General features: G+C 45.4%; 15 protein-coding genes, 1 pseudogene and 1 riboswitch. Of the genes and pseudogenes, 4 read left to right on the top strand and 12 right to left on the bottom strand.

What is annotated here, in order from left to right; translation table 11 throughout:
- Positions 1-1,268: pseudogene (locus ACTWJ7_RS16455) on the bottom strand (molybdopterin molybdotransferase MoeA).
- Between the two features lie 171 nt (positions 1,269-1,439).
- Here ACTWJ7_RS16455 and ACTWJ7_RS16450 point away from each other — a divergent pair.
- A complete protein-coding gene (locus ACTWJ7_RS16450; RefSeq protein WP_079349203.1) occupies positions 1,440-1,730 on the top strand; it encodes an HNH endonuclease in 291 nt (96 codons plus the stop codon).
- Between the two features lie 110 nt (positions 1,731-1,840).
- On the opposite strand, the gene ACTWJ7_RS16445 is transcribed toward ACTWJ7_RS16450, so the two are convergent.
- The 5 genes from ACTWJ7_RS16445 to ACTWJ7_RS16425 form a co-directional block, all read right to left on the bottom strand.
- Complete coding sequence (locus ACTWJ7_RS16445; protein WP_024634020.1) at positions 1,841-2,587, bottom strand: DUF4247 domain-containing protein; 747 nt, start codon at positions 2,585-2,587, stop codon at positions 1,841-1,843.
- Positions 2,588-2,598: 11 nt separating this feature from the next.
- Entirely contained in the window at positions 2,599-3,105 is a 507-nt protein-coding gene (locus ACTWJ7_RS16440) for a DUF4178 domain-containing protein (protein ID WP_079349204.1), read from the bottom strand.
- A 23-nt stretch (positions 3,106-3,128) separates the two neighbouring features.
- Positions 3,129-3,530, bottom strand: a complete 402-nt coding sequence (locus tag ACTWJ7_RS16435) for a DUF350 domain-containing protein (protein WP_024634018.1) — start codon at positions 3,528-3,530, stop codon at positions 3,129-3,131.
- 94 nt (positions 3,531-3,624) lie between these two features.
- Complete coding sequence (locus ACTWJ7_RS16430) at positions 3,625-4,296, bottom strand: PspA/IM30 family protein (RefSeq protein WP_024634017.1); 672 nt, start codon at positions 4,294-4,296, stop codon at positions 3,625-3,627.
- 128 nt (positions 4,297-4,424) lie between these two features.
- Entirely contained in the window at positions 4,425-4,772 is a 348-nt protein-coding gene (locus tag ACTWJ7_RS16425; protein ID WP_079349206.1) for a prenylated flavin chaperone LpdD, read from the bottom strand.
- Between the two features lie 154 nt (positions 4,773-4,926).
- On the opposite strand from ACTWJ7_RS16425, the gene ACTWJ7_RS16420 reads away from it, so the two are divergent.
- Positions 4,927-5,715 carry a polysaccharide deacetylase family protein gene (locus ACTWJ7_RS16420; protein ID WP_079349207.1) on the top strand — a complete coding sequence of 263 codons (789 nt, stop codon included), beginning with the start codon at positions 4,927-4,929 and terminating at the stop codon, positions 5,713-5,715.
- Positions 5,716-5,894: 179 nt separating this feature from the next.
- Here ACTWJ7_RS16420 and ACTWJ7_RS16415 read toward each other — a convergent pair whose 3' ends face one another.
- The 3 genes from ACTWJ7_RS16415 to ACTWJ7_RS16405 form a co-directional block, all read right to left on the bottom strand.
- Positions 5,895-6,563, bottom strand: coding sequence for a 3D domain-containing protein (locus tag ACTWJ7_RS16415; RefSeq protein ID WP_079349208.1), 669 nt, complete (start codon positions 6,561-6,563; stop codon positions 5,895-5,897).
- Between the two features lie 2 nt (positions 6,564-6,565).
- Positions 6,566-6,762, bottom strand: a riboswitch (cyclic di-AMP (ydaO/yuaA leader).
- A gap of 284 nt (positions 6,763-7,046) precedes the next feature.
- Positions 7,047-7,769, bottom strand: coding sequence for an amino acid ABC transporter ATP-binding protein (locus ACTWJ7_RS16410; protein ID WP_024634013.1), 723 nt, complete (start codon positions 7,767-7,769; stop codon positions 7,047-7,049).
- Positions 7,756-9,219: an ABC transporter substrate-binding protein/permease gene (locus tag ACTWJ7_RS16405; protein WP_301877300.1), complete on the bottom strand. Its 1,464-nt coding sequence runs from the start codon at positions 9,217-9,219 to the stop codon at positions 7,756-7,758. The genes ACTWJ7_RS16410 and ACTWJ7_RS16405 overlap by 14 nt, the downstream gene beginning before the upstream one ends.
- A 181-nt stretch (positions 9,220-9,400) precedes the next feature.
- Between ACTWJ7_RS16405 and ACTWJ7_RS16400 the strand changes: the two genes are divergently transcribed.
- Entirely contained in the window at positions 9,401-10,576 is a 1,176-nt protein-coding gene (locus tag ACTWJ7_RS16400; protein WP_079349210.1) for a M20 family metallopeptidase, read from the top strand.
- 243 nt (positions 10,577-10,819) lie between these two features.
- Entirely contained in the window at positions 10,820-12,571 is a 1,752-nt protein-coding gene (locus ACTWJ7_RS16395; protein WP_301877301.1) for an alpha-glycosidase, read from the top strand.
- Between the two features lie 88 nt (positions 12,572-12,659).
- Here ACTWJ7_RS16395 and ACTWJ7_RS16390 read toward each other — a convergent pair whose 3' ends face one another.
- From ACTWJ7_RS16390 to glgB, 3 genes are all read right to left on the bottom strand, one after another.
- A complete protein-coding gene (locus ACTWJ7_RS16390; RefSeq protein WP_301877302.1) occupies positions 12,660-14,366 on the bottom strand; it encodes a NosD domain-containing protein in 1,707 nt (568 codons plus the stop codon).
- A 73-nt stretch (positions 14,367-14,439) separates the two neighbouring features.
- Positions 14,440-15,882 carry a glycogen synthase GlgA gene (gene glgA, locus ACTWJ7_RS16385; protein ID WP_301877303.1) on the bottom strand — a complete coding sequence of 481 codons (1,443 nt, stop codon included), beginning with the start codon at positions 15,880-15,882 and terminating at the stop codon, positions 14,440-14,442.
- Complete coding sequence (gene glgB, locus ACTWJ7_RS16380; RefSeq protein WP_301877304.1) at positions 15,879-17,900, bottom strand: 1,4-alpha-glucan branching protein GlgB; 2,022 nt, start codon at positions 17,898-17,900, stop codon at positions 15,879-15,881. The genes glgA and glgB overlap by 4 nt, the downstream gene beginning before the upstream one ends.
- Between the last annotated feature and the right edge of the window lie 109 nt (positions 17,901-18,009).

Genomic DNA, 18,009 nt, shown 5'->3' with positions numbered 1-18,009 from the left:
CTACCTGACATGACCCGTGGGAAGTCTGAGAATTCGAACCTGTTCACCGGCAGGAATCCCTTTTTTCTCGGGCGGAACAACGATCAGGCAATCACTATCTTTAATGGTAATCATGACACTGGATTCGTCCACACGCGAGGCAGAAGGTTTAGCATACACCATTCCGTTACGTATCTCTGTCCGTCCGCGTACAAATCTTGTGAAATTGTTGACCTTGGTATAGTCATCATCCAATATGGCTGTCCATTCTTCCAAATATGGATGAGCATCGGCCTGCATCGTACGAATCGTTGGCCGAACAAACAACTCAAAGCCCACAAAACAAGCTCCAGGATTGCCCGAAAGCGCAAAAAGCAGCTTGTCATTGACCAAAGCAGCCGTTGTAACACTGCCGGGACGCATGGTTACTTTGTTAAACAGCATCTCCATATTCCCTTCCCGAACCAGGTCTCCCATAATATCATAATCTCCTACGGATACTCCGCCTGTTGTGACCACCATATCATTATGTTCAAGTGCTTCCGCAAGCTTCGTACGTGCAGTATGCACATCATCAGCGATTGAACCATACATAACTGGTTCGCCCCCGCTTCAACCACCAGAGAACGAAGCATATAACTGTTACTGTTCCGAATACGTCCTGGCTGCAACGGCTCGTCCACTTCCAACAATTCTGTACCTGTTGCAAAAATGGCTACCTTCGGTCGTTTGTATACAGGCACTTGGCCTACACCGAATGTTGCCAGCACGGATTGTTCACCCGCCTGAATGATCACTCCTGCTTCAAGCAGCAACTGTCCCTCAACAACTTCCAATCCTATTGGCGTAATGTTGGCCCCCGGCTGAATATGGCGCTTCAAGGAAATAAATTGTTCCCCGTTCTCTTCTTTACTTTCAGTCATTTCCATCATGACAACAGCATCTGCACCTTCCGGTACCTGAGCTCCTGTCATAATCCGGGCAGCTGTACCGGATGTAATCCGTTGATCCGATGTATACCCGCATGGAATTTCATCAATGATACGAAGCCAAATCTGCTGCTCGCTGGATGCTCCAATCGTATCCGAGCTTAGAATTGCGAAGCCATCCATTCCGGAGCGACGAAAGAAGGGATAAGGATGGGGAGCATAAATCGACTCCGCAAGCGTTCGACCATGTGCTTGCTCAAGTGTTACTTTTTCTATTGAACCTGAACTGACATGAGCAGCAACTTTAGCCTGCGCATCTGGGACTTGTATAGCTGTACGGTTAAATTTCGCAGTTGTCATATCAGTTGAATGAGAATTTATTTTCAATGGTGTTCGAACCCCCTGGGACATTTGATCGTTTTAGAAAGTGTAGCCCGAAAGCCAGGTTGTGACAAGTACTCCCCCATTACGTTCCACATGAAAGACAAATCGACAGCCCATAATATGTACGAGAAAAGGAGCTGACTCTTTATGAACCAACGATGCGAATTATGTGGCAGGGAACCTGTCGAGACAACCGTCCATCACCTGACACCCAAAGAAATGGGCGGAACGCACATGCCTAAGGCCAACCTCTGTATCCCTTGCCATAAACAAATTCATTCTCTATATACCAATCGCGATATAATAACCTACGGTTTAACTGACGTGCAGGCACTGAGGCAAGATGAGCGCATCGCTCCTTATATCCGCTGGATTCGCAAACAGCCGGCTACAACCATACCTCGTGTGCGAAAGTCCCATCATGTCCGCAAATCATAAAACAAAAAGAACAGCTGCCAAGGTAATATTGCAGTGGCAGAGCTCGCTCCACTTTACCTTTTCACTGTTCTTCTGCGAATAATATTGCGGACCGCCGATTATGAGTAGTACTACCTACGCCTCATAATTCGGCCGCCCCCAACCCTCGTTTTGGGCTTTTTATAAGAGCTCTTCGGTGAATCAAACAATCCGCCAAGGCCACCACTGCTTTTATTGCGATCAATTGTGCCTTTGCTTTGCTCCTTATTTCGGCTGAATAATCCACCACCGGAGCCTACGCTCGAATCCTTGTCACTGCCTCGCCGGGTAATCGACCCTTTACGGTCAACAGTAATGGGCGGGGCAACCTTTTTATCGCTGCTCGTCGGTGTTCGATAGGAACCTGCACTCGGTTTGTACGTGTCTTTATTCGTATATCCCCGATACTTACCAGACCCGCTGCCCCCAAAAGAATCAAACAAGCTACCGATTAATGTTGCGGTTAAGTACCCTTGCAAAAAGGACGAATCATAATTCTGCCGAACATATTCCTTGGAATCCACCTCAACCAAGGTGTCTTCCGCTTTATTCGGATCTTGCTGCAAATGATAATACTGGTCCTGATATACCAGGAACATCCGCTCTGTATTTTCCGCCGAGATCTGATCCGGCTTCCGCTGTTCAGATAATTCCTGCGCGACCTCTGGAACGGTACGATCGGCAGCTCGGTACACATAGGATGTCGTGTTACCACTGCCGCTGACCGATTCCAGCGGGTATGTGTCCTGAACGGAAGGTGCTCCGCACGCGGACAGCAGCGACATCACAAGGCTGAGGACCAGCATTAATTTTAATCCATGTGCCAAGCGCTTTTTCATTGGAACCTCTCCTAGCTCGAACGAATCACTTTGATATCCGCAGGAAGAATGGACTCACCCTCATACAGCGTAAATCTTCTGTCTTGCCACTCCACACGCAAAAGCATGTTATCATCAGACTGATATTGCCATACTAATTGTTCGCCAGCCTGACCATAGGGTGTCCTGCCAGTAGTGGTTACCATTCCTCCGTATTCTTCCTCCAGATGATACGCACGTCCATCCAGATCCAGTAACGTAGGCACCTCATCCGGTGCATCAAGACGACCATCAATTGGTGTATAGAGGGCATATCGGGTCATTTCCCGTTCTTCTATATGCAAATGTCGGATAGACGTACCATCCTGCAACGTGAGGACTGCCGCATTCCGTGCTCGATGATGTACCCGCCCAACAACTTCATAAGTAACCAGCGAAACCTCACAGATATCACCAGGTGCCAGCTGAAGCATTGTTTTCTCTGCCTGGGGCGGTTCAGGTTTGGCTAGTATTCCTTTAATCCGTTTCCACACACTCATGCCCATTACTCCTGTTCTTTATCTTATAAACAAGCTGCAATAATTAATGCGCCCACGATATGAAGTGCACCCGAGAACAAGCCATAACCTGTCTTGCCCTGCTGTATTCCCGTATCCAGATCCAGGTTCGCCCATCTCCGAATCATATAGTGAACCACACTCTCCAGAATAAGCAAAATAATAAATGAAACTACGGATACCAACAACGCTTCTCCAAGGTGACCCGCTGTCGAAATGGAGGTAGCAAGTACATAACCCTGAGCAAACAGCTTCATTACCATACGTGTCGTAACAGCCATATTGCCCGCCTTTACTTCGGCAAAATCCTTATACTTCGTGAACAACGAATCCACATACATCAAGACAAACAGCAAAACCGAACCCGATAACGTCCAGACCAGCATTGCCAAAATGTTCAAATCCATTACCATAGCCCCCACATATCAACATGAACCGCAATTAAAAGCGAAGGAGAAACGCTGGTCTCTCCTCCGCTGGTGCCCTGCTTACATACAAGGTTTAGTTCTTATTTTCGTATTGCTTCATCAACGCTGCCAGTTCATCCTCAACAGCCTGATCCTTGCCCAGCTTCTCAAACTCATCATCCAGCGATTTTCCTTTGGACGACATTTCATTGCTGGCTTCAGCCTGAGCTTCCATCTGCATCATTTTTTCTTCCATACGCTTCATGCCGGCACTAGCAGTATCTGAACCAAATCCGTTCAGTGCCTTGTTGATTTCGGTTTGAGCTTTTGCTGCATTGTAGCGCGCAACCAATGTTTCGCGTTTATTTTTCATTTGCGTCAATTGTTTGCGCATTTCGTCCAGCTTGCCACGAAGGTTATCGGCAGACGCTTTATTTTGATCATAGCTTGTTTTGTATTCAGCCATCTTCTCTTCAGCGACTTTTTTCTCTTCCAGTGCCCGACGGGCCAGATCCATATTCTGTGCACGCGCAGCTGTATGTGCTTGCTCTTCACGTTTCTTCACGAGAGCTTCCTGTTCTTCGAACAGTTGCTTAAATTTCTTCTCAATAGCAATCTGTGCGGCAACAGCTTTCTCCGCATCTTCCAGATCTTCCTGCATATCCCGGATATATTGATCTGTCATCTTGATTGGATCTTCTGCCTTGTCAATAATGGAATTAATGTTAGACATCGTTAAATCGCGCAATCGTTTGAAAATGGACATTATGGTATTCCTCCTAGTCGATAGTTCATCCTTGTATATAATCATACATACGTGGCAATGTTCTACTCGTTTCAATTTTAACAAAAAAAATCTTAAAAAACGATTTTAGCTACTTAGCCTACCTGGAGCTATTGGATCAGTGGACCGGTTTGGCTCAACAGCTCTTCATCCAGCAGCTTCTCTGCAGTCTGCACAATCTCATCAATCTGCATTCGCGTAATAGCATCAAAGTGAATGCCCATAATCACAGTCACGGTTACCTTTAAATGCAGAGAAGCTCTACGTGCAAGTCTCTCGCACAGCTCTTGTTCTTTATGCCCAGGGATATGCACCGTAGCCCCGTTCACCCGTTCCCGGTCCGGATAAAATGTTGCTACCGCCCCAATATGTGATCTTCCTCCAGTTACCATAAACACTTTGTCTTCCCCTGCCTCAATCACCTGTAAACGAACGGAATTTAAATCGTATGTATTCATCCTGCTCCACCTGTCCTTTTCTATATGTAATATATATGGTGGAATTATGGCTACAATTTAATGAATCAACAATGAAACATCTCACATCATGCATAAATACGGATCCCCCCGGGCATACCAAAGAGAACGCAATTTGGGAAAAGGAGGCACTAACATGCGCATACGCCTCATAATGATATCCATCATGTTCATTCTTCTGGGAGGAAGTTACGCCCCTGCTCAGATATGGGCATCTACAAGCCCGCAAACCGAACCTGCTTCGAAGTCTGATTCTTCCGAAGAGGAACAGCTGACACTGGGACAGCTCAGACAGAAATATGCGGATACGTTCAAAACCAACGGCCCTTCAACAAAAAAGGTCGCACTGACTTTTGATGATGTACCTGATCCGCGGTTCACCCCTCAAGTGCTGGATATTTTAAAAAAATACAAGGTACGGGCTACCTTCTTCATCGTGGGACATCGCGCTGAGAAACATCCGGATTTGGTGAAACGCATGGTGAAGGAAGGGCATATTGTTGGCAATCACAGCTACAATCACCCCCAGTTCAGTAAGCTATCCATGAATGCATTTCGCAAACAAATCTTACATACCGGGGATATTATTCGCAATCTGGTAGGTTACACACCCAAAATGATTCGTCCACCCTATGGCGACATTAACGAGCAGCAGCTGCAATGGGCGGCCAAACAACATTACAGCATTGTGAACTGGAACGTCGATTCCCTGGACTGGAAGGGTCTCTCCAAAGAGGAAGTCAAACAAAACATCCTGTCTGCCGTCAAACCTGGTTCCATTGTTCTGCAGCATGCAGGAGGCGGGGTCGGATCGATATTAAATGGTACTATTGAGGCGTTGCCTGAAGTCATCGAGGAGCTGCGAAACCGCGGGTATGAGCTCGTAACTTTGGATGAACTGTTGGAACTGCCCAAGGGCAAGTAGGATCAAGATTCGCTGCGCAGCGCGTTCAGCAGCAGCGCCAGCAGCTTGGGTTGCTACAGAAATCGGATATGCAAAAGGGTGTCCTTCAATCACAATATTGTGATTGAAGGACACCCTTTACGGTTTGATGTAGGTTCAGTTGTAGTCTCACATGTTCATGTGCAGCTACTCTTTTGATTTTATTTCAAAATGTAAAGTTCAACATCCTGAATACCAAATGTGTTCACGGATTGCTTGCTGCCAGGAATAAAGATATCAATTTTATGGCCTTTGATGGCACCACCCACATCACGGGCTGTAGCAACAAATGCCTGTTTAGGTAGTCCTGGATGTGTATGACCCGTTACCAGTACTTTTGTACCCAGTGGAATGATACTAGGGTCTACTGCGATCGTGCCAAGTTCGAGCGGATTACCGAAGTAATCTACTGCACCCCATCCTCCATTTTCGGAAGCATCCGCGGAGTATGCTGTTGCTTTTACGTCGACAGTTTTGCTGTAATCAAACGTTTTCCCCCAGGCCTGTACCACCTTGCTATCCGAATTTACGTCAAGACTTGCGGCAGTCACCGTTTTGGCCTCTGTTTTTGCTGCTGCAGCAGAAGCTGTGTTCGTTGTGTTACCAGGGATCGTAATTTTCAATCCCCCATAAATGTTGTAGGCTGAAATGTCATTGTTAGCTTTAATAAGTGCGTTAAGTCCAACTCCATATTGTTTGGATAAGGTGTAGAAGGTATCCCCCTCTTTGGCCACATGAACTGAATCAGCATGAGCCGGAACGGCTTGAATGAGCATTGCTGCTGTCAGCAAAGCTGTTGCTGTTTTGGCTATACGTTTCTTGTTAATCATGGTCTTCCTCCCTCATTATGCCTGCGAAGTTAGTTGTCGGATTCGGATGGAGGAAACCACCCTATAGGTTCAATTACATGAATAATTTATGTAGCCCTAATTCACCCCAAGCCGTGTGCAAATGATTCTTCCCCAAGCACACTCTGCATCGTTACATCCCCCACACTCCCACCTCCGGAAGTTTCGGCAGGAACAAATATATCACAATTTTGTAACCAAGAGTCGTAGTAAATGTTACCATCTGGCTAATTCACTTCAACTTTTATGCTGAATTCAAGCGACTTTTTTCAATAAATTGTCTATTTGGACTTAAATCATTGATGACAGAAACGTTACTTTTTATGTAAATCTGTTCGTATCCTCACATAACAAAACATCCCTGCCGACTGGGCGTCGACAGGGATGCATGAATCGGATGAACTCTCATCCGCAGAACGAATTTTTGTTTCCACCTTGACCATCATCCTTTAGGATTTGGTTGTATTAAAGCACTTTAGCGAGGAAGTCACGTGTACGTGCATGTTTGGGTTGACCAAACACTTCATCCGGCGTTCCTTCTTCTACAATAACCCCGCCATCCATAAACAGAATGCGGTCACCTACTTCACGGGCAAAGCCCATTTCATGAGTCACGATGACCATGGTCATGCCGCCTACTGCAAGGCGTTTCATGACATCCAACACTTCACCGACCATTTCAGGGTCCAGTGCAGAGGTAGGTTCATCAAACAGCATAACATGCGGCTGCATCGCAAGTGCCCTTGCAATAGCTATCCGTTGTTTCTGTCCACCGGACAGCTGGTTTGGATAGGCATCTTTTTTGTCGGACAAGCCAACCGTTTTGAGCAAATCTTCACAGATTTGTTCCGCTTCTTGTGCAGACTGTTTTTTCACTTTAATGGGAGCAATCGTAATGTTCTGCTGCACCGTTTTATGTGGAAACAGATTGAAATGCTGGAATACCATCCCCATTTTTTCACGAGTCGCATTAATGTTATGTTTGGGACCCGTGATCGATACTCCCTCAAAATCAATCTCCCCAGAAGTAGGCTGCTCCAGTAGATTCAGACAACGTAAGAAGGTACTTTTCCCAGATCCGGACGGACCGATGACCACGACAACCTCACCTTTGCCTATTGTTACGTTGATGCCCTTAAGCACATCGTTGCTTCCATATGATTTGTGTAATTGTCTAACGTCTATCACTTGCACTCAACTTCCTTTCCAGTCGACCCATCAGCTTGGACAAAATGAACGTCAGCACAAAGTAAATGGCTGCTGCAATCAGGAATGGGTTCATTCCTTGGTACGTAATGTTTTTGACCACACTTGCCTGGTACATAATGTCCACCATACCGATAACCGAGATAATGGAGGATTCCTTGATAATTGTCACGAACTCATTACCGATCGCCGGCAACACCGCTTTGAACGCTTGTGGAAGGATGATGTAGCGCATTGCGGCGCCTCTTCCCATCCCCAGGGAACGGGCTGCTTCCAGCTGGCCGCGATCCACACCCTGTATACCTGCACGGAAAATCTCGGCAAGATAGGCACCACTATTAATGGAAAGGGTAATAATACCCGCCTGAAGCGGCGTAAAATTAATACCAAGTGTCAACGCAAGTCCATAGTAGATAATCATCAATTGAACCAGCATTGGTGTACCACGAATAACCTCAACATAAGCTGTTCCGAGCCAGCGCAGAATTGCGACGTCATGCAGACGGAACAGACAGATGATCAAACCAATAATGACCCCGAATATTACACCGAGAGCAGACAGTAAGAGCGTATAGCCCACACCTGTCGCATAGAAGCTTTTGTACTGCCAGAACACTTCAAAAATGTTTTGGCTTTTATTAACCTTGTCTGCCATCAACTGGCTTGCTTCTGTAACCATCTGATCGATTTTATTTTCGTTTTTCAGACGTTCGAGCGTTCCGTTGACTGCATTCAGTAATTCCGTATTGCCCTTGCGAATCCCGATCGCCGCTTCGACCTGCTCTTCATCCGGGATCGCAGCAGATAGTCCGATAACATCATCCAGATAGCCGGCAGCTACTGTATCTTCGACGATCGCAGCATTCACACGATTGGTCTGTAATTGCAGTACGATATCAGATATTTTATCAAGTGCTGTCAGTTTGGCGCCTGGGATTCCCTGACCAATCGTTTCCTGAATGGAACCTTTTTGGACTCCAATTTTTTCATTTTCCAGATCAGCCATGGTTGAATATTTGTCTTTATCCTCATTGCGAATCATGATAACTTGTTTCGATTTATAATAGGTATCGGAGAAGTCGATGCTTTTTTTACGCTCATCCGTTGGCGTCATTCCCGAGATGACCATATCCACACGACCACTCTGCAATGCAGGAAGAAGTCCGTCAAAACCCATATCCTCTATTACAAGTTCTGCCCCAAGATCGGCAGCAATTTCTTTGGCAATCGAAATATCAAAGCCGACAATTTGATCTTTACCATCAATGACTTTATGGAATTCATATGGTGCAAAATCGGCGCTTGTACCGAGCACCAGCTTTTTACTGCCTGAGTCGCCTGTAGTTCCCGTTGCCGACGCAACCGGTGTAACCGTAGTTAGCAAAACCACAAGAGCTATCAGCATCATGGTGTAACGACTAATCAATTTCAACCCTGTTCTCCCCTTATAATACTTTGTATGCTTTCTGTTGTTGATGCCTGAGTCATTATAAAGTAGAATGCATGATTATGCAATGCATTTCGACATTATAAATCTTGACTAGTTTCTGAAAAATAACTGCATCTATGATATAATTATTAAATTATTTTCATTTTTGCTTAAGGAGTCCACCATGACACATACCAAAACTCAAATTCTAACTGTAATTGATCAATATGCTTCCCGTTTTAAGGAGATTTCATCATACATCGGTGCCAATCCCGAACTTGGTAATGAAGAATATCTCGCCTCTGCTCGGTTAAGGGAAGAACTTGTCTTCCATGGTTTTTCCGTAGAAGCTCCTGTTCTTGGCTTGCACACTGCATTTATCGGTACATATGCTGCATCCAAACCTGGTCCGACTATTGCCCTTCTCTGTGAGTATGATGCACTGCCTGAAATCGGTCATGCCTGTGGCCATCATCTAATCTGCATGATGAGCCTCGGAGCTGCGGTAGGTCTGAAGTCCATACTCGATGAAGTAGGCGGTACATTGAAAGTATTCGGTACACCAGCGGAAGAAACCCGGGGCGCCAAAGTGCCTATGGCTGAGGCAGGGTTATTTGATGACTGTGATGTTGCGCTGATGGCTCATCCTTATTACGCCTATGAGAAATCGGGCAGTTCCCTGGCTATTGATGCCGTACAATTTGAATTCCATGGGAAATCTTCACATGCTGCTGCAAGTCCACATGAAGGCATCAATGCACTGGATGCGGTCATCCAGACGTTTAATGGGATTAATGCATTCCGCCAACAAGTGAAGAGTACGGTTCGAATCCACGGGGTTATTAATAGCGGAGGACAGGCAGCCAACATCATTCCTGATTATGCTTCGGCCCAGTTCTATGTACGTGCTTCGACCAGAAAAGAATTAAATATCCTGACCCAACGTGTGATTCAGATTGCCGAAGGCTCTGCTCTCCAAACCGGGTGCCGTCTGGTTACATCCAATTACGAGACTTCCTATGATGAAATGGTTACAAATGAAACGTTATCTGCCGCTTTCAGTGCTAATCTGCTAGAGCTCGGTATTTCTCAAGAGGAAATCGTAACGGGTAACGATCATGGTTCCATGGATATCGGCAACGTTTCCTTGCGCTGTCCTGCAATTCACCCTTATATTCGTGTTGTGGACGAAGTTCATACCCTCCATTCCATTGAATTCCGTGATTTGGCACTACAGGAACGGGCCTTGGATGGCATGATTCTTGGAGCCAAGGCAATTGCTGCAACTGCTTATGATGTTCTTACAAAGCCTGAGCTGCTGCAAACCATTCAAACCGAGTTTAAGCAAGCAAGTCGCTAAGTTTTTCGCAAACTACTGTATATATTACTAGGGTGTTCCGCAAGACCTGCATATAAGGTCTTAAGGAGCACCCTTTTGGTTTATAATAAACACGTATATACGGACACCAGCTGGAAATGCTGTGAAAAGAAAGCGTTGAAAAATGTTGAAATTTTTGCATCCCACGCTGTTTACATGGTTCAAATGCTGTCTAACTTGGTTATTTATAGCTATAACTTTATCTTAAAATCAGGAGGTGTTGTCATGCTGCTCGAAGCGATGTATCACGTTCCCCGCGATAAATGGGCTTATGCTTATAATCCCTCGACAATCCACCTGCGTGTACGAACGAAGAGAGACGATGTACAATATGTGACTGCACTGACTGGTGATAAATACGATTGGAATGGAACCTATAAGGAAATTCAATTGGAGAAAGCTGCTTCCGACAGTATGTTTGATTACTGGGAAACTGCAGTTAAGCCCAAATTCAAACGTCTGACTTACATCTTCCGCATTACCGCCGGTACCGAGAATATTTATCTCGCTGACAACGGAATTCATTATGCTCTCCCATATGCTACCGGAGGATATTATGAATTTTCCTACATTCATGAAATTGATGTATTTAAAGTTCCCGAATGGGCCAAGGAAGCCGTGTTCTATCAGATCATGACGGAAAGGTTTGCCAATGGCAATCCCGATCTGAACCCGGAAGGAACCCAGGAATGGGGTGGCCGACCTGAACTGGATAACTACTTTGGCGGAGACCTGCAAGGTGTGCTCAATCACCTGGACGATCTAACTAAACTCGGTGTCAATGCGATTTACTTTACCCCGCTATTTCAAGCAAACTCCTACCACAAATACGATACCATTGATTATAAAAAAGTAGACCCGCATTTCGGGGACAATGATATGCTCAAAAAAGTGGCCGAACAATGTCATCGCCGTGGGATTCGTGTCATGCTTGACGCGGTTTTTAACCACTGCAGCGAAGACTTCCCTCCTTTTCAGGACGTACTGAAGAACGGCAAAAACTCCAAATATGCAGACTGGTTTCATATCAATGAATATCCAGTGCGGATTAAAGATGGTATTCCTACCTACGATACATTTGGATTTTATGGCAATATGCCCAAGTTCAACACCGCCAACCCCGAGGTCAAAGCATACCTGCTCGATGTCGCTGAATACTGGATCAAGGAAATTAAACTCGACGGCTGGCGTCTGGATGTAGCCAATGAAGTGGATAATCACTTCTGGCGCGATTTCCGCAAAGTGGTCAAAACCGCCAATCCGGAAGCCTACATTGTAGGCGAAGTATGGAGTGATTCCCTGACCTGGCTCATGGGGGATCAATTTGATTCCGTGATGAACTACCCTTTTGCCGACAAAGTACTCGAATTCTTCTGCGGTTCTATGGATGGTTATAACTTCGCAAACGAGATGGGATCACTCATTATGCGTTACCCGCAACAAACCAATGAAGTCATCTTTAACATGCTGTGCAGTCATGACACCCCACGTCTGCTAACTCGGGCTGGAGAAGACAAACGCAGATTAAAATTGTCGGTTGTATTTCTTTTCACCTATATTGGTACGCCCTGTATATTCTATGGGGATGAGGTTGGTCTACGTGGAGAAGGTGATCCGGATTGCCGCAAATGTATGCAGTGGGACCCTGCCAAGCAAGATCAGGAGCTATATGACTTCTACCGCCTGATGATTGATTTACGAAAAAGTAATGAAGCGCTGCGCAAAGGTCGCTTTCGTTTCCTGAAGGCCGATCACAATGATCCATGCATCATTTACGAGCGTATGGATGACACTCTCCACTTTACGGTGTGGATGAACAATACTCCGCAAGAACGTACCCTGTCACATCCGATGGAAACCAAAGACTGGAAGGATGCCCTTACCGAGGATGCCGTTGTTCCTACCAATGGCATGATGAATATTAAACTTGATCCTTACGGCTACCGCATTTTGTATAGACAATTGGAACCGAGCTGATCATATGCCTAAAACTCCTGAAATATTGAAAACACCTTCAATGATCTTCGGATACTTCAGGAGTTTTCTAGCAAAGAACTGAACTTAGCTATAACTTTGTCGTTTTCAAATCCCCTTTTGCATCCACGGTTATTCTCCATCGCGTAGAATTCGCACCCGTCATAACAATTTCATTGACGAGCTGATAAAACGTCCCGTTAGTATCCTTAACCAAATCAACCACTACGTTTTTCCCATTATTCGAAGGAGTTGCGCCAAAGAGATAACGTCCCGCCGCACTTGCGGTAACCATCAGCATGTTGTCTCTTATGAGGTTGCCTTCCACCGTGTTATTCACAATGTCCAGATGCACCGCCCACCATGTCCCTTCATATTTCAAGCGATTTCCAGTAATGATATTGTTGGAGCCTCGTAATTGAAGACACGTACCTTTTCCAGTAATTGAATTATGAGAAAATGTACAGTCATTATGCAAACTCACCATTCGGTCAGGATTGGTCGTTTCAAAACCAGGCTCGATGATGTTGCTTGATGCAATCACTCCATTGGCAATATCCATGGCTATGCCCGCTTCGGCAATATAATTGCCTTTTACGATAATATGACCATCCGCGACAATTCCCCAGTGTTTCCCTCTTGGAATGATGATGTTATCTGATATTATTCCGATGTCCATGCCTTCTGCACCCGTACTCGTTTTTGCTTCAATGGCAGCGGTAGCACTTGGTCTGGTGATGGTATCAATCAGGTTACCCTGGATTACAAAGAGATGGTTGCTTACGTTATTTGGATTATATATGGATGAGGAGAAAGACACGGAGATGACAGAAGTTAATTTGATATCATAAAAATAATTGGAGGTCACAAACGTGCCTTCGAATCCGATAAGCCCCACACCAAATGCTGTTCCGATCAGGCTATTGCCATGAATATGCAGGTTTTTGGCTCCGGTCTCTCCTCCCTCATTGTTACAGGTAATCCCACCACCGACTTTAGGCATATTATTCACTTGCTGTCCGCCTGAAAAAGCAGCATAATCTGGATCACTCGATAATACAGGGGTGTGCAGAAAGTTGTCGGTGATCGAAACATGCCATGTTGCCTTGACCAAAATGCCATCCCCAAGATATCTGTGACAATCATTCTCACGAATTACCACAAAAACCAAATGACTCCGAACTGCAATCGGTTCTTCTCCCAAGTGATGCAGCTTGTTGTTTCGTATAACGACATTTCGGGCGGGATTGTCTTGACTGCTTGAACCATTGACTCCGATCCCATCCGTAAACTTGCTGATATCATTGTGCTGCAATAATACATTGCTCGAATTTTCGATCTGCAGCCCTGTCTTGTTCTTACTCCAAGCTGCTTGAGTCGTGCGTACCAAGGTCAAACCACTTATCTCTACATGATTGCTGCCTTCAATCCGGATTCCCTGATCCGAGACCTCCAAGATTGCTCCTGGAAGGGACTTAATGATCACGGATCTGCCGCTAAACGTATAGAACCAGCCCGTCTTGACGACTTTATAATGCCCTGGCGTTAATAATAAAACATCCCCTTCCTGTGCCGAGTCAAAAAAAGCTTTGATCTGGGCTGTCTGATCACTTCCATCTCCTGGAGCAAAATTCCTGACATCAATAATGCTGCCTGTCAGCGTAGATTGGACGGCTGCGATATTGCCCATAATCTGACCAAACATGTCATTCATTTTGACGGCATCATAACCGTCGGAACTGCTTAAAGCCTGCAAATTAGGATTGTAAGTAGAGGTAAAATTAATGTAGTTGTTCATTTTAAATTCGCCTCCTCTTATGATCGTACAAAAAAGCCGCAGTACGAATATACTGCGGCTCATTTGTCCCAAACTATTTCACAGATTCAAGCGTTATGCGGCGATAAATACCCATATACTCTTCAGCTGAGACGTTCCAGCTATAGTCTCCGCTCATTGCATTTTTCACGATCTTTTTCCAGTGCTCGGGCTGTCGGTAAAACGCCTCGGCGCGGCGGATTGTATTCATCATGTCATGGGCGTTAAAGCTGGTGAAAGAGAACCCATTCCCCTCACCGCTGAATTCATTGTATGCCTGCACCGTATCGTTCAGACCCCCTGTTTCCCGGACAAGCGGTACGCTGCCATAACGGAGTGCTAGCATCTGGCTAATACCACATGGCTCGAACCTTGATGGCATCAGGAACAGATCACTGCCTGCATAGAATCGGCGGGATAACCCATCGTTGAATGTAATCTGGGCAGACATTTTCAGTGGATAACGATTAGCCGCTTCACGGAACCAGTGCTCATAAGCCGGATCTCCCGTGCCCAATACTGCGAATTGAATGTCATCATAATATAATAATTCATCCAATACACGACAGACCAAATCCAGTCCTTTGGAATCGACCAGCCTTGTAACCATCACCATAAGTGGGGCATCCGGACGTAAAGGCAGACCTAACTCCTTCTGCAGTTCGATCTTGTTCTCGATTTTCTTGGACAGGCTCGTTCTGTATTTAACTGCAATTTTGTTATCCGCTGCCGGGTTGTAACTCTTGGTATCAATACCGTTGACAATCCCTGTGAAACGATCCCCCAGAGAACTGAGCAATCCATCCAGACCATAGCCATAATAGGAGGTTTGTACTTCCTTGGCGTAGGTAGGGCTGACGGTCGTTACATGGTCCGCGAAAACGACTCCAGCTTTCAGAAAATTGACGTTACCGTAATATTCTGCGCCATCTGCCGTGAAATAGCGATCGTCCAGCTCAAGCAGATCACTGAATAAATCATGTGGAAACACACCTTGATATAACAGGTTATGTATCGTAAATACGGTTCTCATCTCACTGTAAAACGGATCATGTGCGTAGTGAGCCTCCAGCAGTAAAGGAATCATTCCTGTATGCCAATCGTGACTGTGTAGCACATCCGGCTTGAATTCGATTTGCGGCAACACGTCCAGTACAGCACGATTGAAGAAGGCGAAACGCTCGCCATCATCCATATATCCGTACACGCCATCCCGTCCAAAATAGTATTCATTGTCCACAAAATAAACAGGAATTCCGTCATGGACCAGCATCTCTATTCCACAATAAGGTCTGCGCCAGCCAAGCGGCACATCCGTTGTAATGACAGGCTCCATCGCTTCTTTGTATTCATCTGGAATGCTTTTGTATTTGGGTAAAATGACACGAACATCTGCTCCACTCTTCTTTAGTGCCTGTGGCAACGCACCAATGACGTCAGCAAGACCTCCGGTTTTAATAAATGGATGTACTTCAGCAGCAGCAAATAGAATATTCATGCCTTCGTCCTCCTTTTGGGTTTAACTGCAGTGCTATCCTTCGTTTTACTGGTTTTAGTTGTACTGGCTTTTGATCTGACGGATTGAACTTCAAGGGGTGATGCATCCGTTTTCCGACGTGTGTTCTTTTTTAAAATAACTACGCTTAGCGGTGGCAAAACAACTTCCAGACTATGTGGTTGCCCATGAAAAGGAATCTTTTCAGTAGTGAGCTGCATATCATTGATAATGCCTGATCCGCCGTAATCGGAATGATCACTGTTCAGAACTTCGGTATACATACCGGGACGCATGACACCAATCCGGTAACGCTCCCGCTTGATCGGCTGAAAGTTAATGAGCACAAGGAGTGTATCCGCAGGTTTTTTTCCTTTGCGCACATATGAAATGACACTTTGGTCCTGATCATCCGGAGTGATCCATTCATAACCGTCAAAGGAATGATCAAGCTCCCACAAAGCTTTTTCGCCCAAGTATAGCTCAGACAGATCCCGTTCAAACTTGTGGAGTTTACGGTGACTGTCATAGTTCAGCAAAAACCAGTCCAGTTGATCTTCATCTTTCCATTCGATAAACTGGCCGAATTCTCCACCCATAAACAGCAGTTTTTTGCCTGGGAATGTCATAAAGTACCCCATAAAGGCACGCATGCCGGCAAATTTCTGCTCGTATGTTCCTGGCATCTTGTCTAGGAGTGACTTTTTGCCATGAACGACCTCGTCATGAGACAGAGGAAGCACGTAATTTTCAGCAAAGGAGTATACGACCGGGAATGTCAGCAAATGATGTTTGGAAGGACGCTCGTGAAAATCCGATTCCATGTAATCGAGCGTGTCATTCATCCAACCCATGTTCCATTTGTAGTTGAAACCCAGCCCGCCCTGATCCACTGGCGACGTAACCATCGGCCATGCACTGGATTCTTCTGCCATCATCAGTGCATATGGAAAGTACTTGAAGACTGTTTCATTCAACTGCTGCAAAAAAGCAACAGCTTCCTTGTTTTCCAGGCCACCTTCGTTGTTGGTTCGGTATTGTCCTGGCTGCTTTTCGAAATCCAATTTGAGCATACTAGTTACTGCATCGACCCGGAGTCCGTCGAAATGGTACATTTCCATCCAGTATAGCGCATTGGAAATTAAGAACGAACGTATCTCGGGTTTAGAGTAGTCAAAGCTGAGGGTGCCCCAGCCTGGTCTCTCTGCTAACAGCGGATCAGCATATTCATACAAAGGGGTTCCATCAAACAAACGCAAGCCATGAGCATCCTTGGCAAAATGTGCAGGGACCCAATCGAGCAATACGCCTATTCCCGCCTGATGTAGAGTATCCACCAGATACATCAGATCTTTAGGCTGCCCGTAACGGCTTGTTGGTGCATAAAAACCTGTGTTCTGATATCCCCACGAAAGGTCGTAAGGATGTTCACTCAGGGGCATCATCTCTACATGGGTATATTTCATCTCCAATAAATAAGGAACAAGCAAGTCCGCAATTTCACGATAACTGTAAAGAGAACCGTCTTCTTTCCTTTTCCAGGTTCCAGCATGCATTTCATAAATATGTAGAGGTTTGTTATACACGCCTCGTTGTTTGCGTCTCCATGCTCCATCATTCCATTTGTAACCTTCAATGGAACTGGTGACAGATGCCGTACGTGGGCGAACTTCTGCCTGAAAAGCATAAGGATCAGCTTTAAGCAATTCTGTACCATCTTCCGTTAATATACGGAATTTGTATAAAGTTCCTTCACCGATTTCCGGAATAAAACGACTCCAAAATCCAGAATCGGGTATCTTATATAAAGGTTCCTGTTCACCTTTCCATCCATTTCGGTCTAAAGCCAGGCCTACTTCTGTGGCATTCGGAGCCCACACAGTAAAACGGTACCCCTGACGATCATCTTCGAACGCAGGCTGTGCGCCCATTATTCGATAACTGTGATGAAGGTTTCCTTCATGAAATAAATAAATGTGCTCCGGCGAAATTTCCGGATTTGCTAACGGTTGAATGGCCAAGAGATCACCTTCTTCTCCAGAAAATAGATTTAACAGTAACCATTACCCCATTCTAGCCAAGTTGAAAAGAAAAATGCGGTGTGTAAAAAAATGTTGTAATTTTTCAGGA

It is taken from the genome of Paenibacillus sp. 1A_MP2, from assembly GCF_052244825.1.
GTDB lineage: Bacteria > Bacillota > Bacilli > Paenibacillales > Paenibacillaceae > Paenibacillus > Paenibacillus vandeheii.
Note: the sequence above shows the minus strand (reverse complement) of the source record. Positions and strands in the feature narration are given on the sequence as shown.

Bases quoted from the DNA above. Each gene is read 5' to 3' on its own strand.
- ACTWJ7_RS16450 (WP_079349203.1), top strand. From the start codon at position 1,440: ATGAACCAACGATGCGAATTATGTGGCAGGGAACCTGTCGAGACAACC.
- ACTWJ7_RS16445 (WP_024634020.1), bottom strand. From the start codon at position 2,587: ATGAAAAAGCGCTTGGCACATGGATTAAAATTAATGCTGGTCCTCAGC.
- ACTWJ7_RS16440 (WP_079349204.1), bottom strand. From the start codon at position 3,105: ATGAGTGTGTGGAAACGGATTAAAGGAATACTAGCCAAACCTGAACCG.
- ACTWJ7_RS16435 (WP_024634018.1), bottom strand. From the start codon at position 3,530: ATGGATTTGAACATTTTGGCAATGCTGGTCTGGACGTTATCGGGTTCG.
- ACTWJ7_RS16430 (WP_024634017.1), bottom strand. From the start codon at position 4,296: ATGTCCATTTTCAAACGATTGCGCGATTTAACGATGTCTAACATTAAT.
- ACTWJ7_RS16425 (WP_079349206.1), bottom strand. From the start codon at position 4,772: ATGAATACATACGATTTAAATTCCGTTCGTTTACAGGTGATTGAGGCA.
- ACTWJ7_RS16420 (WP_079349207.1), top strand. From the start codon at position 4,927: ATGCGCATACGCCTCATAATGATATCCATCATGTTCATTCTTCTGGGA.
- ACTWJ7_RS16415 (WP_079349208.1), bottom strand. From the start codon at position 6,563: ATGATTAACAAGAAACGTATAGCCAAAACAGCAACAGCTTTGCTGACA.
- ACTWJ7_RS16400 (WP_079349210.1), top strand. From the start codon at position 9,401: ATGACACATACCAAAACTCAAATTCTAACTGTAATTGATCAATATGCT.
- ACTWJ7_RS16395 (WP_301877301.1), top strand. From the start codon at position 10,820: ATGCTGCTCGAAGCGATGTATCACGTTCCCCGCGATAAATGGGCTTAT.
- ACTWJ7_RS16390 (WP_301877302.1), bottom strand. From the start codon at position 14,366: ATGAACAACTACATTAATTTTACCTCTACTTACAATCCTAATTTGCAG.
- glgA (WP_301877303.1), bottom strand. From the start codon at position 15,882: ATGAATATTCTATTTGCTGCTGCTGAAGTACATCCATTTATTAAAACC.